11 protein-coding genes and 1 tRNA gene are annotated in these 14,846 nt (G+C 63.2%); 5 read left to right on the top strand and 7 right to left on the bottom strand.

All coding sequences use genetic code 11. The features are described 5' to 3' along the window. Positions 1–89: 89 nt before the first annotated feature. Entirely contained in the window at positions 90–1,436 is a 1,347-nt protein-coding gene (gene argA / locus ACILRC_RS13785; protein WP_395669953.1) for an amino-acid N-acetyltransferase, read from the bottom strand. Positions 1,437–1,580: 144 nt separating this feature from the next. Here argA and hrpA point away from each other — a divergent pair, with 144 nt between their 5' ends. Beyond that, a complete protein-coding gene (gene hrpA, locus ACILRC_RS13780) occupies positions 1,581–5,555 on the top strand; it encodes an ATP-dependent RNA helicase HrpA (RefSeq protein ID WP_395669982.1) in 3,975 nt (1,324 codons plus the stop codon). Between the two features lie 14 nt (positions 5,556–5,569). Here hrpA and ACILRC_RS13775 read toward each other — a convergent pair whose 3' ends face one another. Next, positions 5,570–6,763: a PQQ-dependent sugar dehydrogenase gene (locus ACILRC_RS13775; RefSeq protein WP_395669952.1), complete on the bottom strand. Its 1,194-nt coding sequence runs from the start codon at positions 6,761–6,763 to the stop codon at positions 5,570–5,572. Positions 6,764–7,105: 342 nt separating this feature from the next. Here ACILRC_RS13775 and ACILRC_RS13770 point away from each other — a divergent pair, with 342 nt between their 5' ends. Continuing rightward, entirely contained in the window at positions 7,106–7,729 is a 624-nt protein-coding gene (locus ACILRC_RS13770) for a hypothetical protein (RefSeq protein WP_395669951.1), read from the top strand. A 219-nt stretch (positions 7,730–7,948) separates the two neighbouring features. Here ACILRC_RS13770 and ACILRC_RS13765 read toward each other — a convergent pair whose 3' ends face one another. Genes ACILRC_RS13765 through lptF form a run of 5 tightly spaced genes read right to left on the bottom strand, consistent with a single transcriptional unit; the run spans position 7,949 to position 12,692 of the window. Continuing rightward, positions 7,949–9,100, bottom strand: coding sequence for a pyridoxal phosphate-dependent aminotransferase (locus ACILRC_RS13765; RefSeq protein ID WP_395669950.1), 1,152 nt, complete (start codon positions 9,098–9,100; stop codon positions 7,949–7,951). Continuing rightward, positions 9,097–10,062 carry a CysB family HTH-type transcriptional regulator gene (locus ACILRC_RS13760; protein WP_395669949.1) on the bottom strand — a complete coding sequence of 322 codons (966 nt, stop codon included), beginning with the start codon at positions 10,060–10,062 and terminating at the stop codon, positions 9,097–9,099. Before ACILRC_RS13760 ends, ACILRC_RS13765 begins: the two co-directional genes overlap by 4 nt. Before the next feature lie 43 nt (positions 10,063–10,105). Then, entirely contained in the window at positions 10,106–10,498 is a 393-nt protein-coding gene (locus ACILRC_RS13755; RefSeq protein ID WP_395669948.1) for a sirohydrochlorin chelatase, read from the bottom strand. Next, entirely contained in the window at positions 10,495–11,601 is a 1,107-nt protein-coding gene (lptG, locus tag ACILRC_RS13750; RefSeq protein WP_395669947.1) for an LPS export ABC transporter permease LptG, read from the bottom strand. The genes ACILRC_RS13755 and lptG overlap by 4 nt, the downstream gene beginning before the upstream one ends. Continuing rightward, entirely contained in the window at positions 11,598–12,692 is a 1,095-nt protein-coding gene (lptF, locus tag ACILRC_RS13745; RefSeq protein ID WP_395669946.1) for an LPS export ABC transporter permease LptF, read from the bottom strand. Before lptF ends, lptG begins: the two co-directional genes overlap by 4 nt. Positions 12,693–12,715: 23 nt before the next feature. Here lptF and ACILRC_RS13740 point away from each other — a divergent pair, with 23 nt between their 5' ends. From ACILRC_RS13740 to ACILRC_RS13730, 3 genes are all read left to right on the top strand, one after another. After that, on the top strand, positions 12,716–14,188 hold the full coding sequence (locus tag ACILRC_RS13740) for a leucyl aminopeptidase (protein ID WP_395669945.1): 1,473 nt from the start codon (positions 12,716–12,718) through the stop codon (positions 14,186–14,188). 46 nt (positions 14,189–14,234) lie between these two features. Beyond that, positions 14,235–14,672 (top strand): DNA polymerase III subunit chi, encoded by a 438-nt coding sequence (locus ACILRC_RS13735; protein ID WP_395669944.1) that lies wholly within the window; start codon positions 14,235–14,237, stop codon positions 14,670–14,672. An 81-nt stretch (positions 14,673–14,753) separates the two neighbouring features. Continuing rightward, a tRNA-Ser gene (locus ACILRC_RS13730) sits at positions 14,754–14,843 on the top strand. Positions 14,844–14,846 lie beyond the last annotated feature (3 nt).

The raw sequence follows: 14,846 nt of genomic DNA, 5'->3' as shown, positions 1-14,846 counted from the left end.
GGCAGCTACATGGGCGCTGCCAGTCTTGCACCAGTGGGCATTGCCGCACTTCTCTACCGCGCCGCAGTCACCGCCCGTGCCGCCCCCACTCATAGCCGTTTGAGCAAGACTTGGCTTCTACGATCCCAGTTGGTTTTGCGTTTGCGCGCTTCGGGCAGCCAGTCGGGCTCGACCTGCACGAAGCCGCGTTTGATGAACCAGTGCATGGTGCGCGTGGTCAGCACAAAAATGCTCTCCAGCCCGGCGGCGCGGGCGCGCTGTTCGATGCGCTTGAGCACCCGCTCGCCATCGCCCTGGCCCTGCACCTCGGGTGACACGGTGAGCGCTGCCATCTCAGCGGTTTTGGCCTCGGGGTAAGGGTAGAGCGCGGCGCAGGCGAAGATGACGCCGTCGTGCTCCAGGATGGTGTAGTTGCCTACGTCGCGCTCAATCTCGGTGCGGCTGCGCTTGACCAGCGTGCCGTCGCGCTCAAAAGGCTCAATCAGTTGCACGATGCCGCCTACGTCGTCTACCACCGCCTCGCGCAGGCTCTCCAGCTTTTCATCGACCACCATGGTGCCGATGCCGTCGTGCACATAGACCTCCAGCAAGATCGCGCCGTCCACCGAAAACGGAATGATGTGGCTGCGCTCCACGCCCGCCTTGCAGGCACGTACGCAGTGCTGCAGGTAAAACGGTACGTCCAGCGGCCCGGTGGCGGGCGGTAGTTCGGCCAGCAAGCGCTCGGCGTCGGCCAGGGGTAGCTCGGTGTCGATGGGGTTGTCATCGTCCGGCGGGTCGTTGGGGCGCGTGCGGATGCCGGGCACCTCGGTCAGAAAAATCAGTTTGTCGGCCTGCAGCGCGCTGGCCACCGAGGTGGCGACTTCTTCCATGTTCAGGTTAAACGCATCGCCCGTGGGCGAAAAGCCAAATGGCGAGAGCAGCACCATGGCGCCCATGTCCAGGGTGCGGGTGATGCCTGCAATATCGACCTTGCGTACCAGCCCGGAGTGCTGGAAATCCACCCCGTCCACGATGCCCACCGGCCGCGCCGTGATGAAGTTGCCTGAAATAACGCGAATGGTCGAGTCCGCCATTGGCGTGTTGGGCAGCCCCTGGCTGAACGCCGCCTCGATCTCGTAGCGCAGCTGGCCGGCGGCCTCTTGCGCGCAGTCCAGCGATATCTCATCGGTGATGCGCATGCCGTGCGAGTATCGCGGCGTGTGGCCTTTGGCGCGCAGTTGCTCGTTGACTTGGGGGCGAAATCCGTGCACCAGCACCACCTTGACGCCCATGCTTTGGATCATCGCCAAGTCTTGGGCAAGGTGCGGAAGCTTGCCCGCTGCAATCGCCTCGCCGGCAATGCCCACCACAAAGGTTTGGTTGCGAAACTTGTGGATGTAGGGCGCAACCGACCTGAACCAGGGCACGAAAGTGAAGTTGAAAACAGAGGTCATGGTCGAGGTGCAAGGGGCTGGCTTGTGACCACCAGTGGGCAGGGATAATCGCCAATTCTCTACCAAGTGCGCCCCTTGCCAGCCAGCCCCATTCAAATCGATTTCCCCGACGCGCTCCCGGTATCCGGCAAGCGCCAGGAGATCATGGATGCGATTGCAGCGCACCAAGTGGTCATCGTCTGTGGTGAAACCGGCTCGGGCAAAACCACCCAGCTGCCCAAGATTGCGCTGGCTATGGGGCGTGGACGGCTCAACTACCCGGCAGGCCAGCGCGGCAAACTCATCGGCCACACCCAGCCGCGTCGCATTGCTGCCTCCAGCGTGGCCAAGCGCATCGCCGAAGAACTGAAAACGCCCCTGGGCGAGGTGGTGGGTTTCAAGGTGCGCTTTCAAGACCGGCTGGGCGCAGATGCCTCCGTCAAGCTGATGACCGACGGCATCTTGCTGGCCGAAACCCAGACCGACCCGCTGCTGCTGGCCTACGACACCCTGATCATCGACGAGGCCCACGAGCGCTCGCTCAACATCGACTTTTTGCTGGGTTACCTGCGCCAAATCCTTCCGCGCCGCCCCGACCTCAAAGTCATCGTCACCTCTGCCACCATCGACGCGCAGAGGTTTGCAGAGCACTTCAAGTCAGTCAACGGTCCAGCGCCAGTGATCATGGTGTCTGGTCGCATGTTCCCCGTGGAGCAGCGCTACCGGCCATTTGAAGAAAGCCGCGAGTACGACCTCAACAGCGCGATCGCCGATGGGGTAGACGAGCTTTGGCGCGATGTGCACAACGCGGGCGACATACTGGTGTTCTTGCCTGGTGAGCGCGAGATCCGCGAGGCCGCAGACCACCTGCGCCGCCACCTGAGCCACCAGCCTCTGATGCGCAGCGCCGAGGTGCTGCCGCTGTTTGCGCGCCTCAGCCAGGCCGAGCAGGACCGCATTTTTGATGGCCACACCGGGCGGCGCATTGTGTTGGCCACCAACGTGGCAGAGACTTCGCTCACGGTGCCGGGTATCCGCTACGTGATTGACGCCGGCACCGCGCGCATCAAGCGCTACAGCTTTCGCAGCAAGGTGGAGCAGCTCTTGGTGGAGCCGATCAGCCAAAGCTCGGCCAACCAGCGCGCCGGGCGCTGCGGCCGGGTGGCCAACGGCATTTGCATCCGCCTGTACGAGCAGACGGATTTTGATGGCCGCCCCCGGTTCACCGACCCCGAGATTTTGCGCAGCTCCTTGGCCGGGGTGATATTGCGGATGAAGTCGCTGCGGCTGGGCGTGGTGGAGGACTTTCCGTTTATCGAGAGCCCGTCGGGGCGCGCGATTGCCGACGGCTACCAGCTGCTCAACGAGCTGGGCGCGGTGGACGATGCCAACGAGCTCACGCCCATGGGCGCGGAGTTGGCGCGCCTGCCGCTGGACCCGCGCGTGGGGCGCATGATTTTGGAGGCGCGCACGCGCCAGGCTTTGGATGAGGTGTTGGTGATTGCCAGCGCGTTGAGCATGCAGGATGTGCGCGACCGGCCGATGGAGGTGCAGCAGCAGGCAGATCAGGCGCACGCGAAGTTTGACGATGAGAAGAGCGAGTTTTCGGGGTACCTGCGCTTGTGGAAGTGGATTCATGAGGCGCGGGGCGCAGGCCCTGCGCCATCGCACAAACTGAGCAACCGGCAGTACGAGCAGTTGTTGCGGCAGAACTTCATCAATATCCGCCGGGTGCGCGAGTGGCGGGACATTCACAGCCAGTTGTTGACGGTGGTGGCCGAGCACGGGTGGCGTGTCAACACCGCGCCGGCCAGTTATGAGCAATTGCACTTGAGCATGCTCGCGGGCCTGCTGGGCAATGTGGGTTGCAAGCTGGAGGGCGATGGGGCGACAGGCGATTACTTGGGTGCGCGGGGCATCAAGTTTTTTCCGCATCCCGGCGCGCATTTGGTCAAGAAGCCGGGGCGCTGGATTGTGGCGGCGGAGTTGGTGGAGACCACGCGCTTGTTTGGGCGCGGCATTGCGGCCATCGAGCCGCAGTGGCTGGAGCAGGTGGGTGGCCATCTGCTGAAAAAGCAGTTGCTGGACCCGCACTGGGAAAAAAAAGCGGCCGAGGTGGTGGCGCTGGAGCGGGCCACGCTGTACGGCATCGTGGTGTACAGCGGGCGGCGGGTGAATTACAGCCGGGTGGATTTGCAGGGCGCGCGGGAGATCTTTATCCGCGAGGCTTTGGTGGGCCAGCAGTGGGAGACCATGCTGCCGTTTTTGGCGGCCAACCACAAGCTCATCGCACAGGTGGAAGACCTGGAGCACAAAGCGCGCCGCCAGGATGTGTTGGTGGATGACGAGTTGATCTACGCGTTTTACGACCAGCAGCTGCCCGCCGATGTGTGCAGCGGCCACAGCCTGGAGCGCTGGTACCGCGAGGAGTCCAAGAAGCCGCAGTACAACCCGCAGCAAGCCGGTGGGCGGCGCGAGAGCACGCTCTTGCGCCTGACCCGCGAGGAGCTGATGCGCCATGAGGCTGCGGGCATCACCACGGCGTCGTTTCCCAAAACCATTCGGCTGGGCGGCGTGGACTGCGCCGCCACCTACCTGCACGAGCCGGGCGATGCGCGCGATGGGCTCACGGTGACGGTGCCGCTGTTTGTGCTCAACCAGGTCAACGAGGAGCGCTGCGAGTGGCTGGTGCCGGGCATGCTCAAAGACAAGGTGCAGGCGCTGCTCAAAACCTTGCACCAGCGCCCGCGCTCGCGCCTGGTGCCACTGCCCGACACGGCGGCGCGTTTTGCGCAGGCGCTGAATGCGCCCGAGGCTTTTGGTGCCGGTGACTTGGTGGGCGCGCTGCTCAAGCTGGTGCGCGAGGCCACCTCCATCGACGTGGTGCGCGCCGACATCAAGGTGGACATGCTGTCGCCCCACCTGTTCATGAACTTTCGGGTGGTGGACGAACACGGCCGCCAGCTCGGCCAAGGCCGCAACCTGGGCGCGCTCAAGGCCGAGTGGGGCCAGCAGGCGCGCGGCGCGTTCCAGGCGCTGGCGGCGCTGAAGATGGGGCAGGCGAGCCAAGTGGCTGGGCAGGAGGATGCAGCGCCAGCGGCGCAGGACGCGCCTGCGGCTTCGCATGGCGTGGGCAAGGGGGTAGACACCCGTGCAAAACATGGCACTGCTGCTGCAAGCCCGGCGGCAGTGGGTGGCGCAAATCCTGGTCAACCTTCTGCTGCAAGCGCGCCTGCAGCCGTGCTGGCGCAGCGCCACACCGCGTGGACTTTTGGTGAGTTGCCCGAGCTGCTCGAAATCCGCAAAGGAGGCCAAACGCTGGTGGGTTTTCCGGCGCTGATCGACGCGGGCGATGCGGTGACGGTGGAGGTGTTTGATGAGCCCGAGGTGGCCGGCGCCAAGCACCGTGCCGGCCTGCGCCGCCTGTTTGCGCTGCAGCTCAAAGACGCGCTCAAGTACCTGGAGAAAAACATCCCCGACCTGCAAACCATGGCCGTGGCCTACATGCAGGTTGGCAAATCGCACGCTGGCAAAGACGGCGGTAAAGACAGTGTCAATGGCGGCACGTTGGAGGAGCTGCGCGCACACATCATCGCTGTGGCGCTGGACCGCGCCTTTGTGCAAGAGCCGCTACCTACCGACGCGCAGGCCTTCAAGCGCCGCACCGACGAGGGGCGCGGACGGCTTACCTTGATCGCCAACGAGGTGGCGCGGCTGGCTGGCGTGGTGCTGCAAGAGCACGCCATTGCGGCCCGCAAGATCAAAGACACCAAGCTCGCGAGCGACGCCGTGCAAGACGCCGCGCAGCAGTTGCAGCGGCTGGTGCCCAAACAGTTTTTGCAGGCCACGCCCTGGGAGCGCTTGCAGCACCTGCCGCGCTACCTCAAGGCCATCACTTTGCGCCTGGACAAGCTGCGCGCCGACCCAATGCGCGACGCCGCCCGCCTGGCCGAACTGCGCCCGCTGGAGCAACGCTACTGGCGGCTGGTGGCCGAGCGCAAAGGCGTGGCCGACGAGCGCATGCTGGAGTTCCGCTGGCTGCTCGAAGAACTGCGGGTGAGCTTTTTTGCGCAAGAGCTGCGCACGCCGCAGCCGGTGAGCGTCAAGCGGCTGGAGAAGGCTTGGGGGCAGTTGGGGTAGGGCTACCGCGATACTTACTGCCCTGCTTGCGGCAAGAGCCGCAGCAACTGCCCGTTGCTTTGGTCGGTGAGCACATACAGCAGGCCATCGGGCCCCTGGCGCACATCGCGGATGCGTTGACCCAGGTCGGTTAGCAGCGTGGTTTCGCGCACTACTTTGCCGGCGAAGGGCTGCGCGAGTTCCAGGCGGTGCAGGCGACCGAATTTGAGCGAGGCCACGACCAGGTTGCCCGCCCAGTCTTTGCCATAGCGCTCGCTGGTGACAAACGCCATGCCCGAGGGCGCAATCGATGGCGTCCAGTAGTGCAGCGGCTGCTCCAGGCCGGCTTTGGCCGTGGCGCCGTCGCCAATCTTGGCGCCGCCGTAGTGCACCCCGTAGCTGATGGCGGGCCAGCCGTAGTTGCGCCCGGGCAGCGGCACATTGATCTCGTCGCCGCCCTGCGGCCCGTGCTCGTGCACCCAGAGCTTGCCGTCGGGTGCCAGCGTTGCGCCTTGCGGGTTGCGGTGGCCCCAGCTCCAAATCTCGGGCAGGGCGCCTGCGCGCTGCACCAGCGGGTTGTCTGCGGGCACGCTGCCGTCTTTGTGGATGCGAATCACTTTGCCGTGGTGGTTGTCCAGGGTTTGGGCGTCTTGGCTGCGCGAGAAGCGATCGCCCAGCGTCATGAACAGCGTGCCGTCGGGCTGCCCCTGCGCGGTGCGGCCCTCCACGATGCGGCAGCCAAAGTGCGCGCTGCTGGCCACCTTGGGCCGCTGGCTAAAGACCACGCGCAGGTTCTCCAGCCGGTCTGGGTTGCGCGCGAGCTGCGCGCGCGCCAAAGCGGTGCTGTTGCCGCCCACGCCCGGCTCGCTAAAGCAAAAGTACAGCGTGCGGTTGCTGGCGAAGTCGGCATCAACCACTACATCGAGCAAACCGCCTTGGCCACCGGCCGCCACCTCGGGCACGCCTTGCACTGGCGCGCCCAAAGCGCCGTTGGCTGCGACCACGCGCAGGCGCCCGGGGCGCTCGGTGACTAGGAATTCGCCACTGGGGAGGAAGGCTAGGGACCAGGGGTTTTGTAGGTTGCGGGCTATGGGTTGGGGGGTGAGGGGCTGGGGGTTGGCTTGGGCTATCGGTTTGGCGAGAGTTTGTGCCTGGGTGAGTGAGGTGGTGGTCCACAGAAGGGTGGCTAGGGCGGCGATGTAGAGGACGTGGGGGTTGGTGGTGGGCATGGGATGTGTGGGGGTGAGTGGGTGTGATCGGTTGGTGGGGCTTCGCGGGCGGTTGCGATGCGATTCTGCGGGTCAAGTAACAGCACCAGGGGGTGCAAGGGGATGTGTGAGAGATGGTGGGTGGCAGTCCGCTGCGGAAGACTGGGACAGGTCTTGTCGTGGTGTTGCGGTGCAGCGTGAAATGGTAGAAAAAATTCACAAAAATCGCGAAAAGTTACGGCAGAATGTTCAAAATTTCACAAAGGGAGGGGTGAATGGCCAGCGTCTTAGGAGAGGCGTTAAAGCGCCAATGTTTGGCACGTGGTTGTTTCGTTATGTATTCAAAAGCAAGGGCAGTCGACGATGTCTCTTCACAACACCGAGCGTCCTTCTGATTCCAATGATCCAGGACGAAACTGGCGCCAAACTGCTTCACCGTCTCCTGAGCCACAACCGCCAGTGGCCAAGAAGTCGTGGCTAATGAAGTATCAACTAACCTTGCTATTCATGACGGTGATACTGGGTTTTTTTGGTTTACTTCGTTTGTTTGTGTATCTTAATCCTCCACCGGAAATACATGAACTCCAGAATCAGGTTGTGAAGGTTTTGTCTTGGCAACGGCTACACCCACAATTGCGAGTGCTCTGGCCGGACGGTAACAGCAGTTGGGTGGAGTTTCCGAACACGCAAATATACAAAGAGCGCGATGAATACTCGGTTATCTCATTGAATGATCAGCGTCGACTCGTGGGTCGCTATTGTCAGATATGGAGTAGACCTGTCAAGTTCGGCATTAAGGATAGACACCAAGTTTTTGCAATTGATTGCGGCGATGGAATCGGATTAGATTTTGACAAGGCAGCAAACGATTACAAAATGGAGACTCGACCATTATATTTGTTTTTCTCATTCCTCATTCTGGTGATGGTCGGACCTATATTTGTCGCTGAAATTATTCGTGATCGCAAGTTAAAAAGGGAGTTATAAGTTATGACTAAAGCAGTTTCAATTCTGGGTAAATCATCACGTGTTCTGACGGTGGTTACTCCTTATGTTAATGGCGTCAATGTTGGTTTGACAGCCGCCAATACGGTGACAGCACCTCGTAACGACGATGGCAGTTACGATGTGTCCGGTTATGTCATCGTGACCTGCCCCCAATCCCCATACCAGCCTAAGTTCCATAAGTCCGTGCACCGCGCCCCCCTACAACCGCGCCAGCCGCTCCAACGCCGTCTGCAAAGTCGCATCCTGCTTGGCAAAGCAAAAGCGCACCACGCCTTGGTCAAAGCCGCCGCCATAAAACGCAGATAGCGGAATCGCCGCCACGCCAATTTCCGTGGTCAGCCATTTGCAGAATTCGGCTTCGCCCAAGTTGCTGACCGCAGAAATATCCACGCACTGAAAGTAGCTGCCTTCGCTGGGCAGCAGTTTGAAGCGGGTGTGTTGCAGGCCGGTGCGAAAGAGGTCGCGCTTGTGTTGGTAGAAGCCGCCAAGCTCCAGGTAAGGCGCGGGGTTGGCCAGGTAATTGGCCAGCGCGTGTTGCACCGGGGTGCTGACGGTGAACACATTGAACTGGTGCACCTTGCGGAACTCGGCGGTCAGCGCAGCCGGGGCTGCTACGGTGCCGACTTTCCAGCCGGTGACGTGGAAGGTTTTGCCAAAGCTCGACACGATGAACGCGCGCTCTGCCAAGCCCGCAAAGCGCGCCGCGCTTTCGTGCTGCGCGCCGTCAAACACCATGTGCTCGTAGACCTCGTCGCTGATCAGCAGCACCTGGGTGGGCGCCAGCAGGTCGCTTAGGGCCTGCATGTCGGCGCGGCTCCACACGGTGGCGCTGGGGTTGTGCGGGCTGTTGATCACGATGGCGCGGGTGCGGGGCGACAGGGCGGCTGCAATCTTGGTGAAGTCGGGCCGAAAGCTGCCGGGTGTGAGTGGAACCCGCACCGCCACGCCACCTGCCAACTCAATGTTGGGCACGTAGCTGTCGTAGCAGGGCTCTAGCACGATGACCTCGTCGCCTGGGTGCACCACCGCCAGCAGCGCCGTCAAGATGGCCTGGGTGGCCCCGGCGGTGATGGTGATTTCGGTGTCTGGGTGGTAGCTGCGGGCGTGCAGCGCCTCGATCTTTTTAGCCACCGCTTGGCGCAGCGCGGGCACGCCGGGCATGGGCGGGTACTGGTTGTGGCCGTGTTGCATGGCCTGAGTGACGTGGTCGACCAGCGCCGGGTCGCAGGCAAAGTCTGGAAAGCCCTGGCCCAGATTCACCGCTTGGTGCTGGGCCGCCAAGCCGGACATGACGGTGAAGATGGTGGTGCCCACCTGGGGCAGGCGGGATTCGATGTGCGGTGTGGTCATGGTTCGAGGTCCAAGGCGGTGCCCGCCATGGCGGCGGCAATGCGTCTGCGGCTGAGGTTCTTGCTGAGCAGCTCGGCAAAGGTGTACACAAAGTTGCGCAGGTAGGCGCTGCGCTTGAAGGCGACTCGCGCCACATTGGTGCCAAATAGGTGACCGGCCGGGCGCGCCACCAGACCACCTTTGCCGCCGTGTTGGGCGCAGTCGTCCAGCACGTCTTGCACCGCCATTTCGGCGGCAATGCCCACGCCCAGGCCCAGGCGCACATAGGTCTTGATCACGTCGGAGTCGATCGCCTCCAGCGCCACGCGGGGTGCGAGCTGGTGGTTGGCAAAGGCGGCGTCGATTTTGGTGCGGCCGGTGAACGAGGGGTGGTAGGTGATGAGCGGTTCTTTGGCCACGTCTTCCAGCGTGATGTGCGCCTGCTGTGCCAGCGGGTGCTCGCTGGGCAGCACCAGCATGTGCTGCCATTCGTAGCAGGGCAGGGTGACCAGCTCGGCGTAGGCCGCCAGCGACTCGGTGGCGATGCCGATCTCTGCCACTTCGTCGATCAGCATGCGCGCCACCTGGTCGGGCGCGCCCTGGTGCAGGCTGATATTGACCTTGGGGAAGGCGGTGCGCAGCGCAGCTACCTTTTCGGGTAGCACGTAGCGCGCCTGGGTGTGGGTGGTGGCAATCGACAAAGTGCCGCTGTCTTGCGCGCTGAACTGCTCGCCGATGCGCTTGAGGTTGCCCACCTCGCGCAATATCAGCTCAATGCTTTTGAGCACATGCTGTCCCGGCTCGGTGACGCGCTTGAGGCGCTTGCCGTGGCGGGCAAATATTTCGATGCCCAGCTCTTCTTCGAGTTCGATGATGGCTTTGGACACGCCTGGCTGCGAGGTGTGCAGCGCTTTGGCTGCTTCGGTGAGGTTGAGGTTGCGGCGAACCGCTTCTTGGACAAACCGGAACTGGTGGAGGTTCATATCAAATTTCTTCTATAGAAGAAAAATATTATGCCCCAGCGGTCTATCGCAACACGCCCTCGGCGGCGATCGACGCCAGCAGTTCCACCAGCCGCGGGTCTTCGCCCACCGCCGGGCGCAGGTCGAAGGCGACGCCGGGGTGGCTTTGGCGCAGCGCGGCCACCAATTGCGGCAGGTCCTCGCGCGCATGCCGGCCCACGCCCAGAAACATTGGCACGATGGTGATGGCCCCCACGCCCTGCGCCAGCAGATCGGCGCAGGCGCTGGGCAGATCAGGCGTGCTCAGTTCCAGGTAGGCGCAGGCCACGGGCGCGGCCGGGTGCGTACGGCGTAAGGTGGCGGCCACTGCCTCGATGGGCTTGTGCCACAGCGGGTCGCGTGAGCCGTGGGCAAACAGCACCAGGCCGGTTGGTGGAGTGGGGGAGGCAAGGGTCATCGTCGCAGTACCAACCAAGAAAAAGCGGTGAGGGAGAGCACCGAGTAAATCAGCCCCGGCAGCGCCGCGGTGAACCAGGGCCGCCAGCCTTGCAGCGTGCCCAGGTCGCCCAGCACGTTGTTCAAGAGCACAAAGCTGATGCCCGCCATCACCCCGCAAAACACATAGCTGGCGATGCCGCCGGAGCGGAAATGCAGGTAGGCAAACGGCAGCGCCAGCACCACCATGACCAGGCAGCTCAGGGGGTAGAACACCTTCTTCCAAAACTGGATTTCGTATTTCTGTGCGGACTGACCATTGGTATTGAGGTGGCGCATGTACTGAAACAGGGCGATGGTGCCCATGCGCTCGGGCCGCAGTACCGCGGCCGAAACCATCTCGGCGGTGACCAGCGTGGGCCAGCGCAAGCTCTCAGCCTGAATGTGGTCGACCCGGCTGGCCCGCCCAGCGTCCAGCACAAACTCGGAGCGCTTGACCGAGGCCAAGAGCCAGTCATCGTTCTTGCCAAACTGCGCAGACTCGGCGCGCGTGACGGAGACGATTTGGCCCTGGTTGTCGAACTCAAAAATCTGCAAGTCCTTCATGCCGCCGTCGGGCGAGAGCGCGCCCACGTTGACCGCATAGTTGCTGTAAGCCTGTTTCTCCTTGAGCCAGGCACCGGTTTTCCCCACCGTGATTTGCCCCCGAAACTGCGACTTGAGCATTTGCGCAGTGCGGTCCGCAAGCGGTGCCAGGTAGTCGCCCACCGCGAAGGTAAAGACCACAAACACCATGCCCAAAATCAACAGGGCTTTGAGGGCCCGCCAGGGCCCCAGCCCACTGGTACGCAGGATCGTGAACTCAGAACTTTGGGCCAGACGGGCCATCACGAAGATCGTGCCGATCAACACGGTGATGGGCAGCAGCTCGTACAGGTGGTTGGGCATGGACAAGGCTACGTAAATCAGCGCCTGTGGAACCTGGTAGCCCGCTGCGCGGATGCTATTGACCGACTGCAGCTCCTCCACAAAGTCGAAAAAGAAGAACAAGGCGTTGAAGCCCAGCGTCACCAAGGCCACCGCAATCAGCACCTCGCGGTACAGCAGTCGGCGCACCGTTTTCATGCCGGGTCCGCCTTGCGCCGCGGCAGCCGCAACACCCAGTTGTTGTGCCGCTTGGCCAACCAAGCCAGACCCAGGGCCAAGGCCCCACCATGCAAAGCCACCAGGTACAGGCCAAAGGAAATCTGACCCGATTCAATCCAGCTCTTGCCCAGTATCAGCAGGTTGAAATACACCACGAAAGCGAGGAAGCCAAAGGCCAGGTTGGTCACCCGGCCCGCACGTGGGTTCATGCCGGAGGCGGCAACCCCAATCACGATGAAATTGATCGCCGCCAGTACCAAGCCGATGCGCCATGCCAGCTCCCCCAGGTTCTTGGCCGTAGGATCGCGCAGCAGGTCCAGGGTGGTCGATGCGGTAGCGGGCGCATAACTGCGGGCCGATGCGTCATCGGCGCCTATGCGCACGCCGTAGCGCTCAAACTCGCTTACCGTGATCTCGGACTTGCCCAGGGTACGCTCCAGCCGCTGTCCGTTATGGAGCACCAAGAAGCGGTCTGAGCCGACCACTTCCACTTCGCCGGCGCGCGCCGACGTCACAGTTTCTTTGTCGGCCTCTTTGGTGGCAATGAATACGTTGTTGCCCGATTGCGCGCCGTCCGAGTTGCGCTCGATGAAAAACACCCTGTCGCCGCTGGCCGATTCTTGGAACTGCCCCGGCTCAATGCGGGCAATGTCACTGCGCTTTTCGTAGCGGTCACGCAGGTCTTCGATGCCTCCAAACGCGTAGGGCAGCAAGAAGAAAGCAAGCACAAAAATCACCACCAGAATCGGCCAGGCGAACCTGAACAGCGGCCGTATAAACGACACCAACCCCCGGCCACTGCCAAACCAGATCACCATTTCGCTGTCTTGGAACATGCGGGTGAGCACGCTGAGGATGGCGATGAACAGGCACATCGACAGGATGGTGGGCATGTCCGAGAGCACGGTGTAGCCCATGATGATCATCACATCGGTGGGGTCGAAAGTACCGCGTGAGGCCTCGCCTACGGTGCGGATCAGGGTCATGGTCACCACCACCGTCACCAGCACCACCAGGGTCGCGCCGAAACTGCGGGCTAGCTCTTTGCGGATGGTGGAATGGAATAACATGGCGCGATGGTAAGGACCGAATTATGAACGTCGAACTCAAGGCCGCAGGCCTGGCCGCGGTGGCCCAACACGAATGCGATGCGCTGCTGGTGCTGGTGGCCGATGGCTTCAAGCCCGGCAAAGACAAACTCTCCCAGTGCATTGCGGGCATCACCAAGGCGGGCGACCTGCCAGCCAAGCCCGGCAAAACCCTCTCGCTGTACCGCCCACAGGGCTTGGTCGCCCGGCGTGTGGTGCTGGCCGCAGTGGGTGACGGCAGCTCGCAACATATGCGCAGCGCGGTGGTAGCGGCCCTGGGTGGCCTCAAGTCTGCGTCGCCCCAGCAGCTGACCGTCGCCTTTGGACTGCCGCCTTCGGCCAGCGCGCTGCGCGCAGTGGTGCAGGCCATCTCGGACGCGACCTACAGCTACACCACCACCAAGAGCAAGCCCGAACCCCGCACGGTGCACACCGCCTGCTTCTTCGCTGAAAACGCGGAGGACCTGCGCACCGAATTCGACCGGGCCCGCGCCATCGTCACCGGTGTGGAGCTGGCCAAGGAATGGGCCAACCGCCCGGCCAACCACGCCACGCCTACCGATCTGGCCAAGGCCGCCAAAGCGCTCGCCAAGGGCCCGGGCATGCAATGCGAGGTGCTGGGACCCAAAGAGGTCGCCAAGCTTGGCATGGGCGCGTTCATGGCGGTGGCCCAAGGCTCGGACCAACCGCTGCGCTTCATCGTGCTGAAGTACACCGGCGCACCCAAAGCACAGGCCCCGGTGGTGCTGGTGGGCAAGGGCATCACCTTCGATAGTGGCGGCATCTCGATCAAGCCCGCGCCGGAGATGGACGAAATGAAGTACGACATGTCCGGCGCGGCCAGCGTCTTGGGTGTGTTTGCAGCGCTGGCCCAGCTGCAACCGCGCCTGAACGTGGTGGGCCTGATTGCCTCCACCGAGAACCTGATCAACGGCAGCGCCGTCAAACCCGGCGACGTGGTCACTAGCATGAGCGGCCAAACCATCGAAATCCTCAACACCGATGCCGAAGGCCGCCTGGTGCTGTGCGACGCACTGACCTACGCCGAGCGTTTCAAGCCCACTGCGGTGGTGGACATTGCGACCCTGACCGGTGCCTGCGTGATTGCGTTGGGCAACGTGCGCAGCGGCCTCTTCTGCGGCAGCGACGCACTGGCCGATGCCTTGCACGCCGCAGGTGAGCGTGCCCAGGACCTCTGCTGGCGCATGCCGCTGGACGACGATTACGCCGAAGGCCTCAAGACCCACTACGCCGACGTGGCCAACGTAGGCGGGCGCGCGGGTGGCGCCATCAGCGCGGCCAAGTTTTTGCAGCGCTTTGCCACCAAGTTCCCTTGGGCTCACCTGGACATTGCTGGCACCGCTTGGCGCGGCGGCGCGGCCAAAGGTGCCACCGGCCGGCCCGTGGGCTTGCTGGTGGAGTACCTGCTGGCCCAGACTGCTGCGCAGTCTGCCGCCACGGTGCGCGCTGCCAAATAGCCCCCGGCGTTGTGCGGGTGGAGCAGGTGACCGAGTTCACAGTCCAGTGACCGACATAGCGTTTCACTTTGGCGCGCCCGACCGGCTCGCGTATGCCTACCGCATCTTGCGCAAGGCCAGCACCAGTGGTCACCGCGTGTGGGTGCTGACCCCACCCGAGCTGCTGGCCCGCGTGGACGCCGATTTGTGGGGCCTGTCTGCCACCGACTTTGTGGCGCACTGCACCGCCTCGGCCGCACCCCAGGTGCGCGCCCGTTCTGCGGTGGTGTTGTCAGACTCCATGCTGGGGCGCGACGCCAGCGCAACCGTCTTGCTCAACCTGGGTGACGATGTTCCAGAGGGTTTTGGGTCCTTCGCGCGACTGGTCGAGGTGGTCAGCCACGACGGCCCAGACCGCGACTCCGCGCGGGCGCGCTGGAAGGCCTATACCGCCCAGGGCTACACCATCACGCGCCACGACGTCGCCCGCCGCGCCAACGCCTGACCCGCCCCGGTCGAATGCCACGCGAACACCTCGCGCTCTGCGGAGGTGGCGGCTTTTTATGAGGTTAGAATCTGCGGCTTCGGAGCGGTGGATGAGCGGTTTAAGTCACACGCCTGGAAAGCGTGCGTGGGGTTAAACCCACCGCGGGTTCGAATCCCGCCTGCTCCGCCAGAA

The organism is Rhodoferax sp. (assembly GCF_044236835.1).
GTDB lineage: Bacteria > Pseudomonadota > Gammaproteobacteria > Burkholderiales > Burkholderiaceae_C > Allorhodoferax.
Note: the sequence above shows the minus strand (reverse complement) of the source record. Positions and strands in the feature narration are given on the sequence as shown.

Bases quoted from the DNA above. Each gene is read 5' to 3' on its own strand.
- ACILRC_RS13775 (WP_395669952.1), bottom strand. From the start codon at position 6,763: ATGCCCACCACCAACCCCCACGTCCTCTACATCGCCGCCCTAGCCACC.
- lptF (WP_395669946.1), bottom strand. From the start codon at position 12,692: ATGTTATTCCATTCCACCATCCGCAAAGAGCTAGCCCGCAGTTTCGGC.
- lptG (WP_395669947.1), bottom strand. From the start codon at position 11,601: ATGAAAACGGTGCGCCGACTGCTGTACCGCGAGGTGCTGATTGCGGTG.
- ACILRC_RS13755 (WP_395669948.1), bottom strand. From the start codon at position 10,498: ATGACCCTTGCCTCCCCCACTCCACCAACCGGCCTGGTGCTGTTTGCC.
- argA (WP_395669953.1), bottom strand. From the start codon at position 1,436: ATGACCTCTGTTTTCAACTTCACTTTCGTGCCCTGGTTCAGGTCGGTT.
- hrpA (WP_395669982.1), top strand. From the start codon at position 1,581: ATGGATGCGATTGCAGCGCACCAAGTGGTCATCGTCTGTGGTGAAACC.
- ACILRC_RS13740 (WP_395669945.1), top strand. From the start codon at position 12,716: ATGAACGTCGAACTCAAGGCCGCAGGCCTGGCCGCGGTGGCCCAACAC.
- ACILRC_RS13765 (WP_395669950.1), bottom strand. From the start codon at position 9,100: ATGACCACACCGCACATCGAATCCCGCCTGCCCCAGGTGGGCACCACC.
- ACILRC_RS13760 (WP_395669949.1), bottom strand. From the start codon at position 10,062: ATGAACCTCCACCAGTTCCGGTTTGTCCAAGAAGCGGTTCGCCGCAAC.
- ACILRC_RS13770 (WP_395669951.1), top strand. From the start codon at position 7,106: ATGTCTCTTCACAACACCGAGCGTCCTTCTGATTCCAATGATCCAGGA.